The 24,356-nt window shown below is 66.8% G+C and carries 23 protein-coding genes, 1 tRNA gene and 1 pseudogene; 5 read left to right on the forward strand and 20 right to left on the reverse strand.

All coding sequences use genetic code 11. From position 1 onward, the window contains the following. Window positions 1–81: 81 nt before the first annotated feature. The 4 genes from GVY39_RS03825 to GVY39_RS03840 form a co-directional block, all read right to left on the reverse strand. On the reverse strand, window positions 82–966 hold the full coding sequence (locus GVY39_RS03825) for a metal ABC transporter permease (RefSeq protein ID WP_159921101.1): 885 nt from the start codon (window positions 964–966) through the stop codon (window positions 82–84). 27 nt (window positions 967–993) lie between these two features. Beyond that, window positions 994–1,728, reverse strand: coding sequence for a metal ABC transporter ATP-binding protein (locus GVY39_RS03830; protein WP_159921099.1), 735 nt, complete (start codon window positions 1,726–1,728; stop codon window positions 994–996). Next, complete coding sequence (locus GVY39_RS03835) at window positions 1,725–2,669, reverse strand: metal ABC transporter substrate-binding protein (RefSeq protein WP_321209499.1); 945 nt, start codon at window positions 2,667–2,669, stop codon at window positions 1,725–1,727. The genes GVY39_RS03830 and GVY39_RS03835 overlap by 4 nt, the downstream gene beginning before the upstream one ends. Before the next feature lie 101 nt (window positions 2,670–2,770). Then, the gene (locus tag GVY39_RS03840) at window positions 2,771–4,018 is read right to left on the reverse strand and encodes a cytochrome P450 (protein WP_159921097.1); all 1,248 of its coding nucleotides are present in this window, start codon (window positions 4,016–4,018) and stop codon (window positions 2,771–2,773) included. 231 nt (window positions 4,019–4,249) lie between these two features. Here GVY39_RS03840 and GVY39_RS03845 point away from each other — a divergent pair, with 231 nt between their 5' ends. Then, window positions 4,250–5,614: an FAD-dependent oxidoreductase gene (locus GVY39_RS03845; RefSeq protein WP_159921095.1), complete on the forward strand. Its 1,365-nt coding sequence runs from the start codon at window positions 4,250–4,252 to the stop codon at window positions 5,612–5,614. Window positions 5,615–5,659: 45 nt separating this feature from the next. On the opposite strand, the gene GVY39_RS03850 is transcribed toward GVY39_RS03845, so the two are convergent. The 5 genes from GVY39_RS03850 to GVY39_RS03870 form a co-directional block, all read right to left on the reverse strand. Further along, on the reverse strand, window positions 5,660–6,475 hold the full coding sequence (locus GVY39_RS03850) for a DUF1206 domain-containing protein (protein WP_159921093.1): 816 nt from the start codon (window positions 6,473–6,475) through the stop codon (window positions 5,660–5,662). A 136-nt stretch (window positions 6,476–6,611) separates the two neighbouring features. Beyond that, window positions 6,612–7,256, reverse strand: a complete 645-nt coding sequence (locus GVY39_RS03855) for a dihydrofolate reductase family protein (protein WP_159921091.1) — start codon at window positions 7,254–7,256, stop codon at window positions 6,612–6,614. Window positions 7,257–7,638: 382 nt separating this feature from the next. Continuing rightward, window positions 7,639–7,899 carry a hypothetical protein gene (locus tag GVY39_RS03860; RefSeq protein WP_159921089.1) on the reverse strand — a complete coding sequence of 87 codons (261 nt, stop codon included), beginning with the start codon at window positions 7,897–7,899 and terminating at the stop codon, window positions 7,639–7,641. After that, on the reverse strand, window positions 7,893–8,891 hold the full coding sequence (locus GVY39_RS03865) for a WXG100 family type VII secretion target (protein WP_159921087.1): 999 nt from the start codon (window positions 8,889–8,891) through the stop codon (window positions 7,893–7,895). The genes GVY39_RS03860 and GVY39_RS03865 overlap by 7 nt, the downstream gene beginning before the upstream one ends. A 62-nt stretch (window positions 8,892–8,953) precedes the next feature. Next, window positions 8,954–9,259 (reverse strand): hypothetical protein, encoded by a 306-nt coding sequence (locus GVY39_RS03870; RefSeq protein ID WP_159921085.1) that lies wholly within the window; start codon window positions 9,257–9,259, stop codon window positions 8,954–8,956. A 143-nt stretch (window positions 9,260–9,402) separates the two neighbouring features. Here GVY39_RS03870 and GVY39_RS03875 point away from each other — a divergent pair, with 143 nt between their 5' ends. After that, window positions 9,403–10,305 (forward strand): YbaB/EbfC family nucleoid-associated protein, encoded by a 903-nt coding sequence (locus tag GVY39_RS03875; protein WP_159921083.1) that lies wholly within the window; start codon window positions 9,403–9,405, stop codon window positions 10,303–10,305. Window positions 10,306–10,401: 96 nt separating this feature from the next. Here GVY39_RS03875 and GVY39_RS03880 read toward each other — a convergent pair whose 3' ends face one another. The 10 genes and pseudogenes from GVY39_RS03880 to GVY39_RS03925 form a co-directional block, all read right to left on the reverse strand. Further along, window positions 10,402–10,617, reverse strand: a complete 216-nt coding sequence (locus GVY39_RS03880; protein WP_159921081.1) for a hypothetical protein — start codon at window positions 10,615–10,617, stop codon at window positions 10,402–10,404. A 130-nt stretch (window positions 10,618–10,747) separates the two neighbouring features. Then, window positions 10,748–10,820: transfer RNA gene (locus GVY39_RS03885), tRNA-Ala, on the reverse strand. 515 nt (window positions 10,821–11,335) lie between these two features. Continuing rightward, a complete protein-coding gene (locus GVY39_RS03890) occupies window positions 11,336–12,037 on the reverse strand; it encodes a thioredoxin domain-containing protein (RefSeq protein WP_159921079.1) in 702 nt (233 codons plus the stop codon). A 438-nt stretch (window positions 12,038–12,475) separates the two neighbouring features. Further along, on the reverse strand, window positions 12,476–12,976 hold the full coding sequence (locus GVY39_RS03895; protein ID WP_159921077.1) for a type VII secretion system-associated protein: 501 nt from the start codon (window positions 12,974–12,976) through the stop codon (window positions 12,476–12,478). Window positions 12,977–13,014: 38 nt separating this feature from the next. Further along, window positions 13,015–13,962 carry a hypothetical protein gene (locus GVY39_RS03900; RefSeq protein ID WP_159921075.1) on the reverse strand — a complete coding sequence of 316 codons (948 nt, stop codon included), beginning with the start codon at window positions 13,960–13,962 and terminating at the stop codon, window positions 13,015–13,017. Window positions 13,963–14,565: 603 nt separating this feature from the next. Further along, window positions 14,566–15,807: pseudogene (locus tag GVY39_RS03905) on the reverse strand (MFS transporter); the annotation flags it as partial. Beyond that, window positions 15,797–17,440: a phosphoglucomutase (alpha-D-glucose-1,6-bisphosphate-dependent) gene (gene pgm / locus GVY39_RS03910; RefSeq protein ID WP_159921071.1), complete on the reverse strand. Its 1,644-nt coding sequence runs from the start codon at window positions 17,438–17,440 to the stop codon at window positions 15,797–15,799. The pseudogene GVY39_RS03905 and the gene pgm, both read right to left, overlap by 11 nt. A gap of 47 nt (window positions 17,441–17,487) precedes the next feature. Next, the gene (locus GVY39_RS03915; protein WP_159921069.1) at window positions 17,488–17,787 is read right to left on the reverse strand and encodes a fluoride efflux transporter CrcB; all 300 of its coding nucleotides are present in this window, start codon (window positions 17,785–17,787) and stop codon (window positions 17,488–17,490) included. Next, a complete protein-coding gene (locus GVY39_RS03920) occupies window positions 17,784–18,146 on the reverse strand; it encodes a DUF190 domain-containing protein (protein ID WP_159921067.1) in 363 nt (120 codons plus the stop codon). Before GVY39_RS03920 ends, GVY39_RS03915 begins: the two co-directional genes overlap by 4 nt. 745 nt (window positions 18,147–18,891) lie before the next feature. Beyond that, entirely contained in the window at window positions 18,892–20,391 is a 1,500-nt protein-coding gene (locus tag GVY39_RS03925) for an MFS transporter (RefSeq protein ID WP_159921065.1), read from the reverse strand. Window positions 20,392–20,508: 117 nt separating this feature from the next. On the opposite strand from GVY39_RS03925, the gene GVY39_RS03930 reads away from it, so the two are divergent. Both GVY39_RS03930 and GVY39_RS03935 read left to right on the forward strand, forming a co-directional pair. Beyond that, on the forward strand, window positions 20,509–21,189 hold the full coding sequence (locus tag GVY39_RS03930) for a TetR/AcrR family transcriptional regulator (RefSeq protein WP_159921063.1): 681 nt from the start codon (window positions 20,509–20,511) through the stop codon (window positions 21,187–21,189). A gap of 54 nt (window positions 21,190–21,243) precedes the next feature. Further along, window positions 21,244–22,542, forward strand: coding sequence for a D-arabinono-1,4-lactone oxidase (locus GVY39_RS03935; RefSeq protein ID WP_159921061.1), 1,299 nt, complete (start codon window positions 21,244–21,246; stop codon window positions 22,540–22,542). A 27-nt stretch (window positions 22,543–22,569) separates the two neighbouring features. Here GVY39_RS03935 and GVY39_RS03940 read toward each other — a convergent pair whose 3' ends face one another. Continuing rightward, window positions 22,570–23,316 carry a Sir2 family NAD-dependent protein deacetylase gene (locus GVY39_RS03940; protein ID WP_159921059.1) on the reverse strand — a complete coding sequence of 249 codons (747 nt, stop codon included), beginning with the start codon at window positions 23,314–23,316 and terminating at the stop codon, window positions 22,570–22,572. Window positions 23,317–23,427: 111 nt separating this feature from the next. Between GVY39_RS03940 and GVY39_RS03945 the strand changes: the two genes are divergently transcribed. Further along, complete coding sequence (locus tag GVY39_RS03945; protein ID WP_159921057.1) at window positions 23,428–24,339, forward strand: oxygenase MpaB family protein; 912 nt, start codon at window positions 23,428–23,430, stop codon at window positions 24,337–24,339. Window positions 24,340–24,356: the final 17 nt, after the last annotated feature.

Consider the following 24,356-nt stretch of genomic DNA (forward strand, 5'->3'; position numbering starts at 1 on the left):
CATCATCACGCATCCGGCCCGCGGTCCACCACAGTGGCGGTACCGGTGCCCCCACTCAGCCCCCCGGCCACTCTGCTGCGTTCACTCTCGAACGCTCACCGAATCCGCGTTCTTCAGCCGACGTGCCGCGAAGATCCGCCGACCGATCACGCCTTGACGCGGCGCGAACAGATACACGGCCGTGAAGACCATCCCTTGGACGACGACAACCATGCCGCCGGGAGCCGTGTCGAGGTGGTAACTCAGGTACAGGCCCGCCACCGCACAGGTCACCGAGATGGCGGGGGCGATGAGCAACATCCGGCCGAAGCGGTCGGTGAGCAGGTAGGCCGTCGCGCCCGGGATGATGAGCATGGCGACCACGAGGACGACGCCGACCGCTTGCAGGGCGACAACGGCGGTGAGGGCCAGCAATCCGAGCAGTGCCGTGCCGAGCAACCGCGGACTGAGGCCGATGGCGTGCGCGTGCGTGGGGTCGAAGGCGTAGAGAGTGAAGTCGCGACGTTTGAGAATCAGCGCGCCGAGGGTGATCGCGGCGAGGATCACCACCTGCACCAGTTCACCGCGGCTGACGCCGAGCAGGTTGCCGAACACGATGTGGTTGAGATCGGTCTGACTGGGCGTCACCGAGACCAGCACCAAGCCGAAGGCGAACAGTGTGGTGAAGACGATGCCGATGGCGGCGTCCTCCTTGATCCGGCTGGTGTCCCGGACCACGCCGATCAGCGCCACCGCCAGGAATCCGAACACGATCGCGCCCACCGCGAACGGCAGCCCGACGATGTAGGCCAGCACCACACCGGGCAGCACCGCGTGCGAGACGGCGTCTCCCATCAACGACCACCCGATCAGCACCAGCCAGCACGACAGCACCGCGCACACCAGCGCCGCGGTCACGGTGGTGGCCAGTGCGCGCACCATGAACTCGTAGCGCAGGGGATCGATGAAAATTTCGGTCAAGCTCATATATCTGTCCCCACACTCGGCCGGGGCTCACACCCGGTTCATCACGTCCAGGCCGAACGCCCTGGCCAGGTTCTCCGGCCGCAGGACCGCGTCGAGATCGCCCTGGGCGAGCACGGTGCGCATCAGCAGCACCGCCTCGTCTGCGAGGCCGGGCAAGGCGTGCAGGTCGTGCGTCGACACCAGGATCGTGGCGCCGTCGCCGGCGAGCTGCCGCAGCAGTGCGGTGATCGTGGCCTCCGAACGCTTGTCGACGCCCGCGAACGGTTCGTCGAGCAGCAGGACGGTCGCGCCTTGGGCCAGCCCGCGCGCAACGAAGGCGCGCTTCTTCTGTCCGCCGGACAACTGCCCGATCTGCCGGTCGGCGAGGTCGGTCAGTTCCACGCGTTCCAGTGCGTGCGCGACCGCTTCCCGATCCGCCTCACGCGGACGCCTGGTGAAACCGAGTCGGCCGTAGCGGCCGGTCATCACCACGTCTCGGACCGAAAGCGGGAAGCTCCAGTCGACGTCCTCGCTCTGCGGGACATAGCCGAGGATGCCCGCGCGCCGCGCCGCGACGGGCGCGCCGCCGTTGATCCGAACCGTTCCCCGGTCGGGGTGAGCCAGGCCCATGATCGTCTTGAACAACGTCGACTTGCCGGAACCGTTCATCCCGATGAGACCGCAGACCCGCCCCGCGTTCACGGTCAGATCGACGTCCTCGAGCGCGGGCACCTCGCCGTAGTGGACGCTGACGCCACGCACCTCGATCACCGGCCCGCTCATGGACGGCGACCCGTCAGTGCGGAGCCGATCGTCTGCGCGTCGTGGCGGATCAACGCCAGGTAGGTCGGGACCGGGCCGTCGGCTTCCGACAGCGAATCGACGTACAGCACCCCTCCGAACGCCGCGCCGGTGGCCTCGACCACGCGGCGCATCGGCGCGTCCGACACCGTGGACTCGCAGAACACCGCGGGCACCCGCTGCTGCCGGACGAAGTCGATGGCCGACGCGATCTGCTGGGGCGTGGCCTGCTGCTCGGCATTGACCGCCCAGATGTACTTCTCGGTGAGGCCGGCATCGCGGGCCAGATAGGAGAACGCGCCCTCGCAAGTCACCAAGGCCCGCTCGTTCGGCGGCAGCGCGTTCAAGGTACCGGTGAGTTCGTCGTGCACCTTGCGCAGCTCGGACTTGTACCGCTCCCCGTTGGAACGGAAATCGGCGGCATGGCCGGGAGAGAGATCGCTGAACGCCCGCACCATGTTGTCGACGTAGATCTGCGCGTTCTGCGGTGACATCCACGCGTGCGGGTTCGGTTTGCCCTGGTAGGCGTCCTCGCGGATCGGCAACGGGGCGACACCCTCGCTGACCACGACATGCGGCACCCGCAAGTCGGAGACGAACTGGGCGAACCACGCCTCCAGGTTCAAGCCGTTGTCCAGGATGAGGTCCGCCTTGGCCGCCTTCTTGATGTCACCCGGCGTCGGCTCGTAGCCGTGGATCTCCGCACCCGCCTTGGTGATCGACTCCACGGTCAGGTGCTCGCCCGCCACGTTCCTGGCGATATCCGCGAGCACCGTGAACGTCGTGAGCACCACCGGCCGATCGTTGGGTCCGGCGCCGCTCTCGGCGCAGGCGGTGAGCGTGAATGCCAGCGCGCCCACGGCTATCGCCGCCATCCATCGGCGTGGAGACAGGGCGAGCAGCGGGTGGAGCCGAACCTTCATACAAGGAGATGATAAGTTCGCTTACCCTAACTTTCAAGTTAGAGTCGCTGAAACGAAGAGCCGCTCGTCGCTTCGGACCGCCGGAACAGCCGTCCCGCGAACTACAGCACCGGCAGGGGCGCCGACTCCGGGAAAACGACCGGGAGGGCGGTCAGCGCTCGATGGAACGGACCCGGACGCCAGATCAGCTCGTTCACCGGGACGGCGAGCCGCATCTCCGGCAGGGCGTCGAGCAGTTGGTCGATGGCGTCCTGGGCGATCAGGTAGGCCAGTGAACTCGCCGGACACACGTGCGGCCCGCCGCCGAACGCCAAATGCGCCCGATTGCCCGCGTACTGGTCGGTTCTGATCGCCGGGTCGGTGTTGCAGGCGGCCATGCTGATCACCACCGGCTGGTGGGCGGGCAGCCAGACGTCATCGATCAGCACCGGCTGCTTCGGGAAGCTGAAGCAGAAGTTCGCCATCGGCGGATCGTTGAACAGCACCTCGTCCAGAGCGTCCCGGGTCGACAGGCTCCCGCCCAGCACACTGCCGCCGAAGCGCTCGTCGGTGAGGATCAGCAGCAAGGTGTTGACGATCAAATTCTGCTGAGGCTCGATACCCGCGCCGTACAGGGTCCCCAGCTGGTGCACCATCTCGGTGTCGCTCAACCCCGCCGAGTGCCGCAGCATGCGCGTCGTGATGTCGTTGCCGGGTTCGGCCCGTTTCAGCAGCGTCAACTCCCCCAGCGAATCGATGAGCATCTTGTTCCCGCGCTCCGCCTCGACACCCTCGAAGATCGCGGCCATACCGGTCGCGGCGCGCTGCGCGATCTCGGCCGGACACCCCAGCAAGGCGTTCAGCACCGCGAAGGCGAGTGGAAAGGCGTACTGGCGCACCACATCCGCGGCCCCGTCCGCGCAGAACGAGTTGATCAGCGGAATGGCCAGCTGCGCGACGGTGTCGCGCAGGCCGTACAGGTCGACCATCTCCAGCCCCGCGACGTTGGCCTGCCGATAGCGGGCATGCTCGGCTCCGGCATTCCGCAAAGCGTTCGGCCGCCACTGCATCATCGGCAACACCGGGCAGTCCGCGGCGATGTTCTGCTGCCAAGCGCGCGGGTCGGCCGGGAAGTGGTCCGGGTCGTTCATGATCCGCACCGCGGCGTGATAACCGATCACCAAGGTGGCCGGTACGCCCGGCGCCAGTTCCACCGGCGCCAACGATCCGTATCGCGCACGCATCTCGCGATAGGCGCTGTGCGGGTCCGCAGCGAATTCCGTTGCGAAAAGCGGAATCCGCGGGCCGTCGGTATCGATCGGCGAACCATGCGTCGCGCGGCTGTGCGCAGAGGACGGGGACATCGTCATCGGAGGAGCTCCAGGCGGTCGGACAACAAGATCCGTGAGCCTAGGCAGCTTGCCGGGCGTCCGCACCGGAAATGCCTCGAGATGACCGAGCGCGGCAATTTGCTATAGAATTGCCCAAGATTCGACGCGTAGACCTGATCGAAGGCGAATCGCACCCGCTGTGCCGAGTGCGCCGATCGAGCGCGGGTACCACGGCGGCCGTGCGGAACTTCGACACGAGGACGGCACGCCATGACAGACGCCGACTTTTGCGTAATCGGCGGCGGTTTCGCGGGATTGACGGCCGCGCTGCGGCTGAAACAAGCGGGCCGATCGGTCGCGCTGCTGGAAGCACGGGACCGGCTGGGCGGACGCACCTTCACCGAAGTGCGCGACGACGGTTCGTGGATCGATCGCGGCGGCGCCTGGATCGGGCCGGGTCAGGACCGGGTCCAGGCTCTGATGACCGAGTTCGGGGTAGCGAGTTACAAGCAGTACACCGACGGCTCGGCCCTGATGGTGGTCGACGGCAAGCAGCACCGCTATACGGGCACGATCCCGTGGACCATGAGCCCGTGGGCGGCGATGAACCTCGGCGCGGTATTCCTCGAGCTCGGACATATGTGCAAGTCGGTTCCGCTGGAAGCGCCGTGGGCGGCGAAGAAGGCCGACAAGTGGGATCAGGTCAGCCTGGCGCATTGGCTGGAGAACAATGTCCTGTCCAAGCCCGCCCACGATTTGCTCGAGACCGCCATAGCGGGCTGCTACACCTCGGCGGCTTCGGAGGTGTCGTTGCTTTTCGTGCTGTACCAGATGGCTTCGGGGGGCGGACCCGACTTCGTTCTGGGCGTGAAGGACGGAGCGCAGGACGCGCGGCCGGTCGGGGGCATGGGCGCCGTCTACGGGCCGATGGCCGCCGAACTCGGCGATTCGATCCATCTCTCGCAACCGGTCCGATGCATCCATCAGGATGCCGAGGGGGTGACGGTCCGCGCAGCCCAGGTGACCATGCGCGCCCGGCGCGCGATCGTGGCCGTCCCCTTGGCGATCGCCGACCAGATCGCGTACAAGCCGATGTTGCCCGTCGATCGCTGGTTCCTCCATCAACGTATGCCGAGCGGCTCGATCATCAAGATCTCCGTCGTGTACGAGGAACCGTTCTGGCGAGCCGACGGGCTGTCGGGGCAGTCGGCCGCGCCGAGTTCGCCTGCGACGATCACCATCGATGCGTGCACCGACACCGGGCGGCCCGGTGTCCTGTGCGTCATCGTCGAAGGGCCCATCGCACGGCAGTTGGGCCGGCTCGATGACGCGGAACGCAAGAGCGCGATCCTCGGCGCACTCGTCGAACGGTTCGGCCGGAAAGCCGGCTCACCCGTCGACTTCGTCGAGCAGAACTGGAGCGTCGAGCGTTACTCCGGCGGCGGCATGCTCAGCCATGCCCCGACCGGCGTGCTCACCCAGTTCGGCCACGCCCTGCGCGAGCCGTGCGGTCGCATCCATTGGGCGGGCACCGAGAGTTCCGCGGTCATGTGCGGCTGGATCGACGGAGCCATCCGCTCGGGTGAACGCGCGGCCAGCGAAGTACTGGAGCACGAGACCGCCGCGGTGGGCTGACGAGGGGATCGCCGCCGCCGTCGGTTCCGGGCGGGACCGGCTCCGCTACATCTTGGCGCGCCGGGCCATCACGAAGCTGTAGAGCCCGTAGGTGATGATGCCCAGCCCCGCCACGAGCAGCAGAGCCACGCCGAAGGGTTGAGCGCCCAGCGTCTTCAAGGCGCCGTCGAGTCCGGCGGACTTGTTCGGATCCGACCCGAGCGTGGCGAAGATCACCAGCAACCCGACCGCGCCGATGGCCAGTCCCTTCGCGATGTATCCCACGGTGCCGAGCCGCCGCACGAAGGCGCTGGGTGTCCCGTGGAGGTCGTCGAGGAAGCTCTGACGCGCCCCTTTGTACACGTGGTAGCCACCGACCGCGATGATGATCAGCCCGCCCACGACGAGGGCGATCGTCCCCGCCGTGTTCTGCATCAGGCGGGCGGTGAGCCCGACGCTTTCACTGCTGCTCGACTTGCCGCTGCCTCGGGCGAAACGGAACGCGGAGACGGCGAACGCGATGTAGACCACGAACAGCGAGAAAGCTTTGGCGCGATCGAACGCTTCGTGTTTCCTGCTGTCGGCGCCGGGTTTGGACGCGCTGCCGAATACGGCCTCCACCAGCCGCCAGAGCGCCATCAGCAGAAACGCGACCACGCCCACCCCGAGCGTGAGCACGCCGCCCGGTTTGGCGGCCAGTTCGGCCATGGCGCCGGATTGGTCGGCGGTGCCGCCTCCCCCGCCGAGCGCGAGCCGGATGGCGATGTAGCCGACGAGCAGGTGGACCAAGCCGGACATGACATAGCCCGCGCGGGCGAATCGCTCGAAGACGCCGTTCTGGGCGATCCGTCCGGCGGTGCCGGAAAGGTTTGTGTGAGCCATACTGCTTCTCCGTCCAAGTTCCGCGGCGCGAGCCGCTCGCAGAACACGGACCGGATACCCACGTCTGCCGTAAAAGCACCCCTTCATTTCCGAGGTGAGTTCCGGCCTCCGCTATGGGGCGGCTACTGCCCGTCGGTCACCTTCGCCAGAAGAAGTGATGCACCACCCCGCTCGGGCTCGGGATCCGCTCCAGATGAAAACGGTCGACGAGTTCGTCGGGACTCGTCCACAGTCTTTCACCGCGACCGAGCTCGACCGGCGCGACGGCGACGTGCATCGTGTCGATGAGATCCGCGTCGAGAAACTCCCGGACCGTCGCGACACCGCCACCGATGCGCACGTCCTTACCCTCCGCGGCATCGAATGCCCGAGCGAGCGCATCTTTCGGAGACGCATCGAGGAAGTGGAACGTGGTGTCCCCCAGCGTGAACGAGGGCCGCACGTGGTGGGTGAGGACGAATACCGGAGTGTGGAACGGGGGTTCGTCCCCCCACCAGCCCTGCCAGTCGTAGTTCTCCCATGGCCCCCGCTGCGGACCGAACTTGTTGCGCCCCATGATCTCGGCCCCGATGTTGTTGCGGAAATCGCGAGCGCAGTAGTCGTCGAGGCCGTAGGTTCCGCCGGGCTCGGTCCGGGTGGGCCAGTGAGCGGTGGCGCCCGCCCAAGAGAACAGCGGACCGGGATCGGCATGGCCGAACGGGCGCTCGAGGCTCTGCCCCTCCCCTGAACCGTAGCCATCACCGGAGACGCTGAAGTTCTGAACGCGGACCAACTGTTTCATCGAAACCCTTTCTGATTGCAGTTTGCAATCGGTTCGCAATGTACCCAGACTGATCCCACATTGCAATCAGTGGTCCGATAGCAGGCAGCCGTCAAGCGCCGAGGAGCTGAATTCCACGGCAACGGCTATGCGACCTGCCGGATCGGGCCGTAGGAGCGACGTCCCCGAGCGGAGTGTGAGCATACGAAGCCGCAATCTGGTCGTGCATACCTCGAGATGCCCGCCAAGGACGAATGCCAAGTCCGCGAACTCGCCGGACCTGATCTTTGTTGAAGTGGAGCTAAGGGGACTCGAACCCCTCGGCAGCGAAGGCAGGCTCCACCAGAACTTGGTGCGGCAATCCGCGCGCAACGGTCATCGCCCGCGACCGCAGCCGGGCGGCTCAGCCCAGAATCGCGGACAACAGAATAGCGATCCCGTAGGCAAGTGCGCCCATGCCGAATCCGAGGCGGGCGCGACGGGAGAACCTGTTCGCGCCGAGGGCTGACGCGGTGAGGATTGCCACCGCGACGAGGGCGCCGATGAATGGAAAGGCGACTCTGTCTGCGGCGGAGATATAGAAGACATAGAGAAGCAGCAGTGAGACGACCCAGGCGCTGATGGCGCCGGACAGGAACAGCAGGACGTCTTTGACGATCACCATCTCAGGCCGTCCCCGGGCCAGGGGAGGCGGTCGGTGAGATTGCTGGCAAAGCGTTGCCAGACGGTGCCACTCGCCTCGCCGCCGCCCGGAATCGCTGAAGCTCCGCCGACTGGGCCCCAGGCGTCCACCTTCAGCTCCCACAGATTTCCGCTCGTCGGTAGCGCTTGGAAAGTGATCGTGCGGTCGGCGCCTTCGATGTGGCCGTCGAGCGACTTGATGACGATCCCCTCTGGGCCGACGTATTCGATCCGGACCGGCTGCCCACCGACCGGCGAATCCAGACGACATTCCTTGCCGGTCTCGATGGTGGGACCGCAGCCGCTGAACGGGAAGTACTTGTCGAAGTTCTTCGCGATCTCGTCATGGATCTGGGCGGGAGAATAGCCGGACGGTGCGGTAAAGGGGTACTCCTTCGTGTAGCTGCCGTACCCACCGGTGTTCTGCGGGAGCCCGTAAGAAATCACCGAATCCCCCTCCGGGAGTCGGCTGAACGCGGTTTCGATCGCGGCCTGCACGGAAGCGGCGGCGGTGCGAGCATTCGCGAGTGCCTGCTTCACCGCGGTGGCCGAGGCATCCGCATCGACCTGCAGCGTTCCCGCCGCCACCGAATACGACGAGGCATCCGGCAACTGCGACAGCAGGGTTTGATGGGTGCTGGTCGAGATGGTGACGGCTCCGTCGTCACCGACCTCGTAGCCCTTCGATTCCGCCGCCCTCACCGCATTGACCACGGCGGTCTTCGCTGAGCCCAAAGTGCTCGCACCGGACTGCGCCGCGGTCGCACCGTCCTGCAGGGCCGTGATGAGACGCCTTGTGGTTGTGCGAATTTCCTCGTGCTTGGACCGCATCGCCTCCGCAGCACTACCCGTCCAGAAGTCACGACCGGCATCGACGGCGCGGTACTGGGTGTCATCGAAGCTTGTCAGATTCGAGGCCTGGAGGGACCAGCCATCACCTCGCGTCCGCAACGTCGCAGGCTCCCAAGCCAGCACCTGCGCGACGGTGAGGGGCGCCGCCCCGGCAACGGAATCCTGTTCCCCGGAACCCGAGGTCCTCATGCCAGCGCCCCCTGCGCAGCAGCGATATCGCCCGCGTTCTCGGTATCCTTGTTCTGAAACTCCCTCACCGCGGTCGAGGTCGCCTCCGACAGCGCGTCATAGTCGGCGATCAACGTCTGTGCCGCTTTCGCGACCTTGGCGATCGCAGTCGTCGACACATCCGAAATCTTCGTTCCCGGCAACGTCAGACCAGCATCCCCGGCCTCACCGGTGAACATCCCCGCGATCTGCGTCTCCGCCTTGCCCAGCGTCGTCGCGAGTTCTTGCGTCCGTGACGAATCGAGATCCGCTGCGGCAGCCATGATTTCCCCCCATGTCCCTGTAGCCCGTCGGCGGTTACATTAGCGACCACGACTCACCCACGCAACAACTCGAACCAGCAGTTCGTCGCCCTTTGAGCAGTCGTATGGTCCACTTGACGATTCGAGTAGAGAAGGTTCGCAGTATGGGGGATATCGATCCGGTCTCCGGCCACATCGAACGACTCCAGCGTGCGCTCACCGATGCCAGGGGTAAGGCAGCCAGTGCGGATGGGTCGCTGCGCGTGGAAGTCGGCGCGAACGGCACGCTGCACAGTATCGAGTTAGGCGAGGGCGGCGCCTATCTGGACCCGCGTCGGCTGGTCGAGATGATCATCGACCTGCATCGCGCAGCGGTGGCCGACGCGGCAGCGGTCATGCGTGAGACCGTGGCGGCGCTGAGCAGCGATCCACGCCTGCAGGAGGGTCGCCAGCATGTCGTCGACAAGCTCACGCAGCCGCGACCCAGCAACGAACCCATCCACACCGGGGTGTCTTCGCCGACGGCAGACCAGCAGCACGTTTCCGCACGAGCACGCGAAGGTTCACCCAGCGAACCGAACACAGCACCGAGCGTGACCCAGACCCCGACCCCATCTCGGGCCGCACCACGTGCGCCCATTCGCACCGCACCGACGAGGGCTGCGACACCGGCAACGCGTCCCGCGAAATCTCCGCGACACCACCCCGCACCAGCACGAATCTCCGAGTTCGATCCCGTCACGTACGCTCCGGTCACCCGCACCCGCCGCCAGTCGACACCTGATCGACCCACTGACACATCACCTCAGCCGCGCACCGCCACCGAACCCCCGGCCGCCGAAAACACCGGTGGCGGCACGTCGCAACCCCTGCACAGCACCGAGGGCTCGACACCATCACTGCCCCGGGCCGCCGCATCCTGCCCCGTTGACATCACCGAGTCGGTCATCGCCTGGCACGATCCCTCCGACGACTCCCACATCACCGGCGCGAGCTGGCCACCCGACGACTACCCGCTCATGTCAGACGAGTGGTGGTGGGGACCGCACTCGACCGACGGAATATGACCAGAACCGCCGATCAGCGACGACAGCAAAGCGAATCGGACAGTTCCACGCCACAACAGTAGAGGTGCTGTAAAAGCCAAGCCTGCTGCAAGTAGCTCAGTGCCTGAGCTGATCGGGTGCGAACCAAAGCTTGTCAGTCGTGTCGTCGCCGGAAACTGAGAAATACCGGAAGGTCGAAAGCCAGGCACGAAGACTCGAGCGGAAACAGCGGCCATGACGGCGCGCAGTTTGTTGACGCGGCACCTGCCAGAAACAGAAATCGCCACCCTGAAGGTGGGCGGTGAAGCGCGACGCGCTGGATTCGATGGACACCCTGTTCGACTCCTCCGACGACACCGCGATCTGAACTGTCGTCAGTGGTGTCGTCAACCCGGGATTCGAGAGGTGCCGGAACGACAAAGACCAGGCCCGGAAAATCGCCGGACCTGGTCTTCTGCTCGAGTGGAGCTAAGGGGACTCGAACCCCTGACCCCCACACTGCCAGTGTGGTGCGCTACCAGCTGCGCCATAGCCCCTGGTTGGTTGCGCTTCGGACTTCCCCGCCGCGCCTGAATGAAGTTACACCAACGGTGTGTCGGCGACCAAATCGGCTCGATTCGGGGGTGACAGGCGGGGGTGAATGAGCCTATAATCGAACATGTGTTCGAAGCAGGTTGAATCGTGTGCTACGGGACGGTGACCGGTTGGGGCGCTCGGAATGGGTAGAGCAGATGGGGTTGCTGGTTTGTCCATTCCGAGAGTCCGGCGAGCCGGCAGGTCTCGCGGCAGCGGTGTGACATCTCGAGGTGCGGTCTAGGGACAGGGGGCCGGATCGCGCCGTCGAGTGCGGGGGCCGGGCGGCGGCAGGTGGAGCCGTTGCCCGGCCCTAGGCCAACGGAAGAACTCGGTGGCCGGCGATCCCGGGGGCTGGGGATGTCGGGTCGCGCCGTCGAGTGGGCCGGAACGTCGATTTGGTGGAGTCGGCGTTCCGGCCCTTCCGTTCGATGTCTGGCCGACTGGGCCGCAGACGGGCGGCGTAGACGACCGCCGATCAATCGGTGAGCCCGACCACCCAGTTTTCGTCGCCGGTGTCGACCTTGCTCGTGCCGTCGAAGACCGAAGGCGTGGCCGCGGAGCCGCCCAGCGCCTCGCCGAGCGCCGCCGTCTGCGCCATGGCGGTGGTGCGCGCGAAGTCGATCTTGGCGCCGGTCGTGATGCATTGCCGCACCGGCTCGGAGGCTCCGGCGTCGCGGGCGATCGCGGCGAGTTCGTCGTTGCTCAGGTCGGCGCCCCCTTCGCTGGGACGCTTCGTGGTGAACAGGTCGGTGTGGAACTTGGAGTAGACCGGGCCCGAACCCGCCTCGGCGACACATTGGTTCGCGGCGACAGCACGGGTCGAGTAGTCCTTGCTCCGGGACCGCGCGTCGAGGAAATTCACCAAGCGGTAGCGCACCGCGAGCGCGCCCTCATCGATCCGCTGCGCGAGCTCTTGACCGTAGATGTGCTCCAAACTGCCGCAGCCTGGGCACAGCGGGTCCTCGAAGACCTCGATGGTCTTCTTCGCGTCCGGGCGGCCGAGCAGGATCGAACCGTTCTGCTCGAGCATCGAGTGCACCGCCGGTTCCCGTACCGAACCGTAACCGTCGTTGCGAACGGCCGCTTCGTCCCGCCCCCATCGCATCGCCGCGATGACGATCAATACGATCAGCGCGAGAGCGACCGCGCCGAGCGCATAGGTGGTCGCACTGGACATCGGCCGTGGCGTGTAACTCGAACGCGATTCGCTCACAATGACACTTTGCCGCAACCCCTCGTCCCATCCGCCGCCGGGCCAGGCATCCCGATCCGACGCCGACTGCGCACACGAGACGACACCGCACAGCCCACCCAGTGTGTCCTCGGATCAGGTGAAACCAGCCCGACCGCCGCATCGGGGACGACGGTGAGGCCCTGCGGCGTTCCGGTTGGTCGAAGTCCTTCCACCAAGCGGTTTGAGTGGGTCCACGCCGACCAGGTTAGAGCGCCAGGAAATCGCTGACTGGCCGAAATCGGGCGGATTCGGCGTGAAATTGCTGTCTGTGCAACCCTGCCTGGGCCATCACCGGCTTCCGGTCTGATGAGGCTCGTTTGTCCCGTGACCGTTACGGTGCCTTGATTCGGGCATCGTGCGGTACGCCGATCAGGAGTTCGGCTACCGAATTGCCTCGGTGGTGAGTCGGAACTGGTGCTCGCTACCAGGGTTGAACAAGACGTCGATCCCGGCAGGGATCACCTCTGGCAGTTGAGCGCCGAGGATCGGCCACCAGTGCGGCACGTTCAGTCGTTGCTTGTGGACCTCGGCAGTGACGACGAGTGCACAAGTCACGTCGTCTGGTGCGGGGGCGATGCACAGCTGGTCCTGGCTGTCGCATGCGAGTTGAACCACGGTATTGCGCAGGGTTGGGATGATCTGGTCGCTGCAGTCGTCTCCGTTAGCGATCAGTCGTAGCAAAGCATCCATCGGGTCGGTCGGGGTCGAGTCGTTGCGAGGGATATAGCGAGGGTTCGACTGGAACGGACCGAGACTTCCGTTCTGGTCGAGCCGCCAGCCTCCGACGATCACCTCCACAGGTGGATCGCCTGATGGGTTTTCGGTTTGCCATGTCGGGTCGAGAAGGACGAACCAGTCGTCTCGCCGGACAGCGCCGGGCATTGGTTCCACTATGAGGACCTCTCAGTGCTCTGCTATCACTATGGACTGGGATTACCTGGACTCGGAGGGGAGAACTTTTCGAACAGGGGGAGGGGGTTGCCTGCGTCGTCGTAGTGCTGCACAACCGCTAACTGGGAGAGATCGTCCTGTGGCTTGGGCAAGATCACATCTCCGGTAGCGCCGTATATATTGCCCGTAGCGCCACCGTGCTGGTGGAGATTTTCGGCGGCTGCCCGGGCCGCTGAGCCACCTGGCAGCCCCGTCTCGATTGCGGATTCGCACGAAAGCATCACCACGCTCGCGCCGGGGTTGGTTCCCGCCGCTTGTGTGAAATGCTTGTCGACCATCAGCAGCCGAGCGTAGGTGTCGCCGTCGAGGTGCACATTTGTCCATTTCGGTCGCAGCCACGAACCCTTGTTGACGCTGACGACGAATTGCTCTGGGTTGGCATGGGCCCAGGCATAGATCGGCAGCCTGCCGGATGTCATGACATCCTCGAGCCAAGGTGCGTTCTGTAGTTCCCCGAAATCGAACCAGCGTCCTGCTTCGCCAGTTGGAGACGGGATCTCGTAGGCGGGAACCACCATGAAATCGCTGCCTTTCGCCTTGATCCCTCCCACATCCATCTCGGTGGAGGCCCAGGCCGTCACCAACTTCTCATCGCTGGGTTTGCTGGGAAACGCGGTGCCGATCACTCGGCCGTCGGCGCCCTTGAGCGGGATGCTCTTCACCTGACGGGGCGTGAACGACACCATCTTGCCCTCACCAATACCGGCGAATGTGCCTGGCCCCGACCCACCTCTCCCCTCGAGATTGGAGCGCGCGATCAGCAGGCCATTGTCCGCGTCGTGCGAGGTCAGTCGCCCAACGTTGTCCCCTGCTACGTGTGCAAACGACCCCCAGCGGTCAGCGACAGCTCCGGTTGCCCGCCCAAGCGTGGCAGCGATACTGTCGGCAACCCGAGTCAGCAGCACTTGGGCACGCATGGTTGACCTCCAATTCCCGGTCTCGCTAGGAGCACAACCCGATACCCTTGTCTCGCGCGCACCAGTGCATCGCCAGACTCATACTGTCCACAGCATGAGCAGCAATCAGCGACCGCATCCCCAACTCTGGGAATAGGAGCTCTTGCTGGGTCTCTGACTGTGTGACAGCCCCGGTGTGACGGTGTCAGATGGCTCCCCCTTGCGCCGCGCCGGGCGGGTTGCGCCTCAGATTCAGCGTGTTCGGCGGGTACGTCGCTGCACCCGCCGACGTGTGCGGCGAGACATCGGCCACCCTTCGGGGGTCGGAGATTCCTGGCCATTCGAGTCGGCGACCGCAATGCCGGGCGCGGCTACCATCGGCCTGACGACGCCTGAGGTACCGCGGCGATCATCTGTCACGGCAGCGGAACGACCCGCTGGATCCTCGGCCTCCCCTACCGCTTCACCCGTAACCGGTTCGGGACGATCAGCCACCGTGCGATCTTGTTTCACGTTTTCCCGGCGATCACCCGGTGCACCTGCCTCCGCCACGACCGGCGCCGGACTGTCGGCTACCGGCGCGCCCGACACCTCGTTCACTGCTCGATCGATCCCAGCCGGTCGGCGTTCGGCATCGTCGGCGCCCCCGGACCGTTCGGACGGGATCTCCGCATGGACGGAACCGCGACGCCGCAGCGGCTCTGGGACCACGGCCCACACGAGTGCGGCGACCGCGAGGAGAGCGCCGGTCACGCCGAGCGCGAGCCCGTAGGACACCTGCTGGGCGAGGGCTCCCACGGCGACCGGCCCGATGACGGTGCCGAGGTCGGCGGCCATCTGGAAACCGGCCAGCACCGGCCCGCCGCGCGCATTGGGCCCGATGATGTCGGCGACGGCAGCCTGCTGAGTGGGCGTGAACATGCCCGAACCCAGCCCTGCCACGAAGGAGGTGGCCAGCAGCCAGGGCACGTCGGTCGCCAGGCCGAGCCCCGCCGTGCCCGCCGCGCACACCAGCGAGCCGACGATCACGAACGGTTTTCGTCCCCACCGGTCGGACAGTCGCCCCGAGGCGAACAGCACCGCGACGTTGCCCGCGGCGAACACCGTCAACGCGACACCGGCCATTCCCGGGGCCTGGTGCAGCACCTCGACGACGAGCAACGGCACCAACGCCATCCGGACACCGAACACGGCCGCCCCGTTGGCGAAATTCGACAGCAGCACAGCCCGGTACTCCGGCCGCGCCCAGCCCTCCCGGAAGGACATCATGCGCACCCCGCCGACCGGCTCCGGCGCGGCCAGTTCCGAATTGCGCAGACTCAGGTAGACCACGACGCTGACGAGCGACAACGCGACCGCGTAGATCACGAACGGCCACCGCAAGCCGAGCCCGGACAACCCGCCGCCCACGAGCGGCCCACTCACCGAGCCGACCAGGAAGCTGGTCGACCACAACCCGGAGACCCGGCCGCGCTGTTCGGGCGGCGACATCCGGATGACCAGCGCCAGCGACGACACGGTGAACATGGTCGATCCGATACCGCCGAGCGACCGCAACACCATGAGCTGCCAGTAGCTCTGGGCCAGCGCGCTGGCGCCGGTGGACAACGCCACGATCAGCAGCCCGCCGAGGTAGACCGAGCGCTCCCCCAGCCGCTGCACCAGCCGCCCGCTCACCGGCGCGAACAGCAACCGCATCAGAGCGAACGCGGAGACGATCGCCGAGGCGGCCGCTACGCCGACGCCGAATCCGCGCGCGAACTGCGGCAGCACCGGGGCCACCAGGCCGAACCCGATGGCGATGACGAACGCGCCCCCGACCAGCACCCAGATCTCGGTGGGCAGGGGCTTGGATCTATCGGTCACCGGACAGCGCCTGTCCCACCAATTCCTCCGCGGCTGTCTGCACCTCGGCGAGGTGCTCGGGGCCGTGGAACGACTCCGCGTAGATCTTGTATTTGTCCTCGGTGCCGGAGGGGCGAGCGGCGAACCAGGCGTTCTCCGTGGTCACTTTGAGGCCGCCCAGCGGCGCGCCGTTGCCCCGCGCCCTGGTCAGTACCGCGGTGACCGGCTCCCCGGCGATCTCCTTCGTGGTGATCATGTCCGGAGTCAACTTCGCGAGCAGCTCTTTCTGTTCCACGGTGGCGGGGGCGTCGATCCGCGCGTAGGCGGGGCTGCCGTAGCGGCGTTCGAGTTCGACGTAGCGCGCTGAGGGGCTCTGCCCGGTGACCGCGGCGATCTCACCGGCCAGCAGGGCGAGCAGGATGCCGTCCTTGTCGGTGGTCCAGACGGTGCCGTCCATCCGCAGGAACGACGCGCCCGCGCTCTCCTCGCCGCCGAATGCCAGGCTGCCGCTGAACAACCCCGGGACGAAGAATTTGAACCCGACGGGCACCTCGTGCACGTCGCGGCCGAGCACGGAGACCACCCGGTCGATCATCGACGACGTGACCGCAGTCTTGCCGATCTTGGTCAGCGCGTCCCACCCCATCCGGTTGGCTACCAGGTACTCGATGGCCACCGCCAGGAAGTGGTTCGGATTCATCAGCCCGCCGTCGGGCGTGACGATGCCGTGCCGGTCGGCGTCGGCGTCGTTGCCCGTGGAGATGTCGTAGTCGTCCTTGATCGCGATCAGCGAAGCCATCGCGAAGCGCGAGGACGGGTCCATCCGGATCTTGCCGTCGCTGTCGAGCGTCATGAACCGCCAGGTGGGATCCACGAACGGGTTGACCACCTCGAGTTCGAGGTCGTAACGCTGGCCGATCTCCTCCCAGTAGTCGACGCTGGCGCCGCCCATCGGGTCGGCGCCGATGCGGATGCCCGCGCCGCGGATCGCGTCCAGATTCAGCACGTTGGGCAGGTCGTCGATGTAGTGGTCGAGATAGTCGTAGCGTTCCACGCCGGTGGCCAGCGCTCGCTCCAGCGTGGTGCGCTTGACCTGGGCGAGGCCGTCGCGCAGCAGCTCGTTCGCGCGGGCGGCGATGGCGTCGGTGGCCGTGTTGTCGGCCGGGCCGCCGTGCGGGGGGTTGTATTTGAAGCCCCCGTCGCGAGGCGGATTGTGCGATGGGGTGACCACGATGCCGTCGGCCTGGTGCTTGGCGCCGCCCCGATTGTGGCGCAGCACCGCGTGACTGAGCGCGGGCGTGGGGGTGTAGCGGTCGCGTGCGTCGATCACCGCGGTCACGTCGTTGCCCGCGAGCACCTCTAGCGCGGTGGTCCAGGCGGGCTCGGACAGCGCATGGGTGTCCCTGGCCAGGTAGACCGGTCCGGTGATGCCCCGGGTGGCGCGGTACTCCACGATCGACTGGGTGATCGCGAGGATGTGCGCCTCGTTGAAGGCGCCGTCCAGGCTGGAGCCGCGATGTCCCGACGTTCCGAACGCCACCCGCTGGGCCGGATCCCGCGCATCCGGGGTACGGCTGTAGTACGCCGTCACCAGGTGTGCGATGTCTTCCAGATCGGTGGGACGCGCGGGACGCCCGGCTCGATCGTGGGCCATGCTCGGGTCTCCCTTCCGTATCGGCTGTGCCCGGCTCGTCATCAGGATCATGTCCACGACCGCCCGGTCACCGCCGACCCCACGGCCACGTCGTTCACGTCGGCCACCAGCCGGAACATCTCGTAGCCGTACATGCTGAACGTGGTCGGCACGGTGCGGAAGCCTGCTTTCGCGGCGGCGAGCGGCCGATCGCCCGCCGACGCGCCGCTCAGATTCCCGAGCCACGCCGAACCGACAATGGTAACGGCCGTCGTGCGCGGCGGCACAGGCGAGGCGAAACAGGCTGCTACCGCATGGTCTACGGCAGACCCGGCGCGAGCACCCGGCTTGACCCGCGGTCTTCTCATCGCTCACCTTCCTGCCACTGGTCCACCGGCGCCGATGTGACGTTGACCGAGGTGAAAAGTTCGGCATTGCGTTCGACGAAGGCGCGCAGGCGTTCCGGCTCGTCGACCAACACCGGCATCAGGGGAAGGTGGTCGGCGATATCCAGCATCCGGCTGGTGTGGACATGCGCGGACGCGCCGTATCCCTCGATACCGCGCCACACGCTGGCGCCCGCCAGACCGGTATCCCTGGCCCGGCGCACGATCTCGTGATAGGCGGGCGTGTGCCGCCACAAGTCGTCCTCGTCGAGCAGCACGGTGAGCTGTGCGGCGGGCCGCCATCGTCCCACCGTGGCAGCACCCGCTTGCGAACCACCCATTGCCTGACCCCCTTCCGTCGTGCCGTTCCCGTCGATCACCGAGCCGAACCAGGTACACACACCGTGCCATGCCCGCGCCGGGCTCGAACGTCCCGGCTACGCCACCGCCACCCCCCGGGGCGGACGAGCGCGGGGGGCACCGCGCCCGGTCCGAGGAGTCTACGAACCTCGCGGGTGGGATGGTGAGGGTGGTGCGACCGCGGGGTACGCCGAGGCAGGGAAGGGTGTTCAGCAGTCTCTTGGCTACCCACACCACAGCGGTCGGAATCATCGAGGTTCCGATTGCAAAGCATCCCATGACATTTACCGCGTAGGTCGGATAAGAGACCGTTCACCTCTGCGCGAGACCGGGTCGAGCGCAATGCCGATGGCGTTCAGCAAAGCTCGGCGCGTCCACTTATCTCGTATTTTGCACAAAAAATGGGGATTCGGGGGCGCTTTGCCGTGCACGGCGGACCGGCGCCGCGTGTCGTGCCCGATACGAGCGGCATGGCACACAGCCGCGATCAACGCCACCGCGCACGCGGAAAGACGGTCGTCTGACAATGGGGCAAGCCGCGCGTAGCCGCTGATTGGCAATCGGACAGCCACGGAGCTGGACCGGCGTTCCGAGGAGGCTTTCTCGCTCGCGTGCCGGCGGAACCCGGCGGCTCACCATCGAAGACGGCGGCCGCCGCTCCTGCGACGAGGTCGCGGGAGCGGCGGCGGCTCTATCGGGGACCGGATCGGCTGTGCCGCAGCCGGGTCAGTGGGCGAGCACCGGCTCCCCTTCGGCGGGCGCGGGCGCCGTGCTCGGCATGAGCACCGCGGTGAGGATGCCGCCCGCCACGAAGATCGCGGTGGCCCACCAGAAGCTGGTGGTGTAGCTCTCGATCGCGGACTGCGCGATGGTGAGCGGGTCCGGCTTGCGGGTGGACAGGTAGTCGGTGGCCGCGGAGGCGGCGATGGTGCTCAGCAGCGCCGTACCGATCGATCCGCCGACCTGCTGGCTGGTGTTGATCATGGCCGAGGCCACGCCCGCGTCCTCGTGCTGCACGCCGGAGGTGGCGCCCTGGAAGGCGGTGGCCATCGCGCCGCCGAGGCCGAGGCCCAGCAGGATCAGGGCGGGCAGGATGTGGGTGGCGTAGCCGGTGTCCAAGCCGATCCGGGTCAGCCAGGCCATGCCCGCCGCCGCGACCAGAAAACCACCGCTGACCAGGATTTTCGGCCCGACCTTCGGCAACACCAGGGACGGGGCGGTGGTCGAGGAGACCACCATGGCGGCAACCATCGGCAGGAAGGCCACGCCGGTCATGATCGGCGAGTAACCCAGCGTCAGCTGCATGTAGTAGGTGAGGAACAGGAAGATCGCGAACATCCCGATGCCCATGACGAACACCGTCAGGTAGGAGGTGCCGCGCATCCGGTCGAGCACGATCCGCACCGGAAGCAGCGGGTGCGCGACCCTGGTCTCGAGCCACGCGAACACCGCGACCAGCGCCGCGCCACCGAACAGGAAGGCGAGGGTGACGCCGTTGGTCCACCCATCCGATTCCGCGTGCGAGAACCCGTAGACGATGCCGAACAAGCCCGCGGTGACCACGACCGTGCCGGGGATGTCGAGCTTGGGCCGCTCGGTGCTCGCGTGCTTGGCCAGCAGCAGCACCGCGCCCACCAGGGCGACGGCCGCGAAGGCCAGGTTCACGAACATCACCCAGCGCCACGACGCCCATTCGGTGAGCGCGCCGCCGAGCAGCAGGCCGATCGCGCCGCCGGTGCCCGCGACCGCACCGAAGATGCCGAACGCCTTCGCTCGCTCGGACGGTTCGGTGAAGGTCACCGTGAGCAGGGCGAGTGCGGCGGGGGCGAGCAGCGCGCCGAAGACGCCCTGCCCGACACGGGAGGCGACGAGCATCTCGAAACTGGTGGCCGCGCCGCCGATCGCGGAGGCGACCGCGAAGCCGACCAGGCCGACGATGAAGGTGTTGCGCCTGCCGAACAGGTCGCTGAGGCGTCCACCGAGCAGCAGCAGGCTGCCGAACGCCAGCGCGTAGCCGGTGACCACCCAGGAGCGGTCACCGTCGTCGAAGCCGAGGTCTTGCTGCGCGGCGGGCAGCGCGATATTCACCACGGTCGCGTCGAGCACGACCATGAGCTGTGCGACACCGAGGACGGCGAGCACCCACCACCGCAGCGCGTGCGAGCCGCGCCGGCCACTTCCGGTGTGCTCGGGGGCGGGTGCCCCACGGTCGATCGCGGTAGTCATGTGTCCCCTTTGTGTCGAGCATTGATCCGGAGGATGTTCCTCCACTTAAACGTAGAAGCTACCATGAGAACGGAGACACTGCCTCCGGTTAATCCCGGATGTTGATAGAATGAGGATGTGAATCACGCCACGGTCGCCTCTCCACCTCGGCGCCTGCGGGCCGATGCCGCACGTAACCAGCAGCGGATCATCGCCGCGGCGCGCGAACTGTTCGCCGACCACGGACTCGAGATAACCCTCGACGACGTGGCCGAGCGCGCCGGCGTCGGCGTCGGCACGGTCTACCGCCGCTTCGCGAACAAGAAGGAACTGATCGTCGAGGTCTTCGATCAGAACCTCAACGATTTCGCCGACGCGGCGGACGCCGCCTACCGGCACCCGGACCCCTGGTTCGGACTTGTCGAATTCTTCGAGTACGCATGTCGGCACATGGCCAGCAATCGCGGGTTCAGCGAGGTCATGCTCGAACTCGAGGACGACGAGACCGACCGCTTCGTGGTCGTACGCGATCGTATCAAGCCAACCGTGACCGCCATCTGCGCACGCGCCCGCGACGCGGGCGTGCTCGCCGATGGCATCGAGCCCTCGGACTTCTTCGCGCTCGTGCACATGGTCGACGGCCTCGCCGAGTTCGCCAGGCCGGTCAATCCCGATGTGTGGCAGCGGTATATGGCCATCATGCTGAACGGTTTGCGCGGCGACAGCACGCCGCGTCGGCATCTCGACGTTCCCCCGCTGACCGACGAAGAGGTCGAGCACGCCAAGCAGCACCTGACCTGCGGCTGGCGCAAGCGGTAGCGAAATCGAACCGTAAGTAGCGCGCGTCACGTTCGCTCCCGTAGAGTTGGTCATGTGACCAACTCGTGGGTGAACTGGGCAGGCGATCAACAGTGTGCGCCCGCGATCCTCGCCACACCGCGCTCGATCGACGAAGTGGCGGGCCTGCTCGCCGCCGCCGAAGCCGACGGCCGCACCGTGCGCGTCGCGGGCGCGGGCCATTCCTTCACCGACGCCGTCCTGACCGACGGCACGCTGCTGAACCTGGCGAAGCTGAACCGCGTGCTCGACGTCGACCGGGCCGCCGGCCTGGTGCGGGTGGAGGCAGGCATCAGCCTCAACGCCGCGAGCACCGCCCTGCACGAGCACGGCCTCGCCTTCCCGAATCTGGGCGACATCGATGTGCAGACCGTCGCCGGCGCCATCGCCACCGCTACCCACGGCACCGGCGCGGGCTTGCAAAACCTGTCGGCCGCAGTGCATTCCGTGGAGCTGATGGCCGCCGACGGAAGCCGGGTCGAGTTGAACGAGCAGACCGACCCCGAGGGCTGGCGGGCGGCGCGGGTCAGCATCGGCGCGCTGGGCGTCGTCACCGCCGTGACGCTGCGGATGGTGCCGTCCTTCGTGCTGGAGGGCATCGAACGACCGATCCCGGTGGAGGACGTGCTCGCCGACCTGGATTCGTTCCTCGACGGCAACGAGCACTTCGAGTTCTACATGTTCGCGCACAGCCCGCTGGCCATGACCAAGCGCAACAACCGCGTGCCGCTGCCCGAGCAGCCGCGCCCCAAGGCGGTGGACTGGTTCGCCGACATCCTGATGTCCAACTATCTGTTCGACCTGCTCTGCAAGGTGAGCCGCAGCAGGCCGCGCCTTGCCCCCTTGATCCAGCGCAGCGCCGCCTACGCGGGCAGTTACCGGCGTCAGGTGGACCGTTCCTACCGGGTGTTCGCCTCGCCGCGGCTGATCCGCTTCACCGAGATGGAATACGCCGTCCCGCGCGCGCATTCCGCCGACGCGATCCGCGAGATCAAGGAAGTGGCGACCCGCTTCGACACCCCGATGCCCATCGAGGTGCGGTGGGTCGCGCCCGACGACGCGTTCCTCTCCCCGGCGGGCGGGCGCGACACCTGCTACATCGCGGTGCACCAATACCGCGGCATGGATTTCGAGCCGTACTTCCGGGCGTGCGAAGCGGTTTTCGACCGCTACCAGGGACGCCCGCACTGGGGCAAACGCCACTTCCAGACCGCGGCGACCCTGCGCGAGCGCTACCCCGACTGGGATCGGTTCGCCGAGGTGCGGCGACGTTTCGACCCGAAAGGACGTTTCGCCAACCCCTACCTCGATCGGGTGCTCGGCCCGGTGGGCTGAGCCCGCGGGGACCTCATCGCGGTCCGGTCACTCCGCGAGGATTTCCGCGACCAGGCGGGGCACGGCGGTGCCGATGGGTTCGCGAATGATCTCGGTGGCCATGGCGTCGTATGGCGTCGGCTCGGCGTTCACGATGACCAAGTCGGCGCCGTTCTGGACAGCGATCGAGCACATCGAGGCGGCGGGCTCGACTTGCAACGACGTCCCGATGGCCAGGAAGATGTCGCTCGTCTCGGCGGCGAGCGAGGCCTCGACCATGGTGCGGCGGTCCATCTGCTGACCGAACATCACGGTGGCGGACTTGAGAATGCCACCGCAATCCGGACACGGCGGGTCGGGCTCACCCGCGGCCACCCGCTCCAAGGTCGCGGCCATGGAGGTCTGGTAGTCGCATTCGATGCACACCACTTCGAACATGTTGCCGTGGATCTCGATCACCCGCTCCGGCGAGGAGCCCGCTCGCTGATGGAGACGGTCGATGTTCTGCGTGATGATGGTCACCGGCCGCCCGGCCCGTTCCAAGTCGGCGAGGGCGTTGTGCGCGGCGTTCGGCACGGCTCGCCAAGCCGGATTGTCCCGGCGCGCGAGCCACGCGCGTTCCCGTAGACCGGCGTCGGCCACATAACTCTGATAGGTAGACAGCAATTCGGCGATCGGGTCTTTCGTCCAGACCCCGCGCGGGCCGCGGAAATCGGGAATGCCGGAATCGGTCGAGATGCCCGCGCCCGTGAGCACCCCGATCCGGCCGGTGCGACTGCGCCAATCGGTCGTCATATCCGCACAGCCTAGGGGCAGCGAGAGAACCGGCGCTCATGGATAGACGATGAGAGATTATTAGCGTTATCATCTCATTGTATTGAGTTCGGCCGATCAAGGGAGATCACGATGACCGCGTCCGTCGTACGCGAATCCACCGGCGCGCGAACGCTGCCGCCCCGCCGCCCGATCGAACCGGGTACCCAGATGTGGGACCAGACCGGACTGGTCACCTTCTCCCTCACCGCGGGCTCGGCCTTCCTGCTGCAGACCATGGAGCCGACCATCTCCGCGGTGGTGGACGAGTACTCCACCTTCCGTACCGATCCGATGGGCCGTGCCCTGCGCAGCCTGGCGTCGGTGATGATGTGGGTCTACGGCGGCGAGGAGGCGCTGGCCGAGGCCGACCGGCTGCGTGAGCTGCACGCCTCGCTGAACACCACCGACGCCGACGGCGTCCGCCACACCGCCCTCGCCAGCGGCCCGTGGGCCTGGGTGCTGCACACCGGGACGTTCGCGTTCACCGAGAGCGCCAAGTACTTCGCCCGCCGCCCGCTCACCGCGGCGGAGAAGGAGGCGTATTTCCAGGAGACGTTGCAGCTGATGCGCAATTTCTCGGTGGCGCCCAAGGAGATCCCGGCCGACTACACCGAATTCGAGAAGTTCTTCGAAGACACCGTCGCGAACCGTCTGGTCGCGACCGACACCGCACGCGACTACCTGCGGGTGATCCGCTCCGTCGCTGCGCCCGAGCAGCTGCCGCGCGCGCTGCATCCCGCGTGGAAAGCAGCGGTGGCGCCGATCGGCCGGCTCCAGCACTTCGTCACGGTCGGCACCACACCCGAGGTCGCGCGGCAGAAGCTCGGGCTGACCTGGACCGCGGCCGACGAACGCAAGCTTCGCGTGCTCGGCTGGCTGATCGCCCGCATCGTCCCGCTGCTGCCGGAGCGGTTGCGTTACTTCCCGATCGCCTACGAAGCACGCCGCCTCGAGCGCGACCGACAGCGGCTGCGCAAGATGATCGACCTGCGTCCGATCTGATACGCCCCCCAGTCCGT

The sequence above is a fragment of the Nocardia sp. CY15 genome (genome assembly GCF_009829295.1).
GTDB lineage: Bacteria > Actinomycetota > Actinomycetes > Mycobacteriales > Mycobacteriaceae > Nocardia > Nocardia sputi.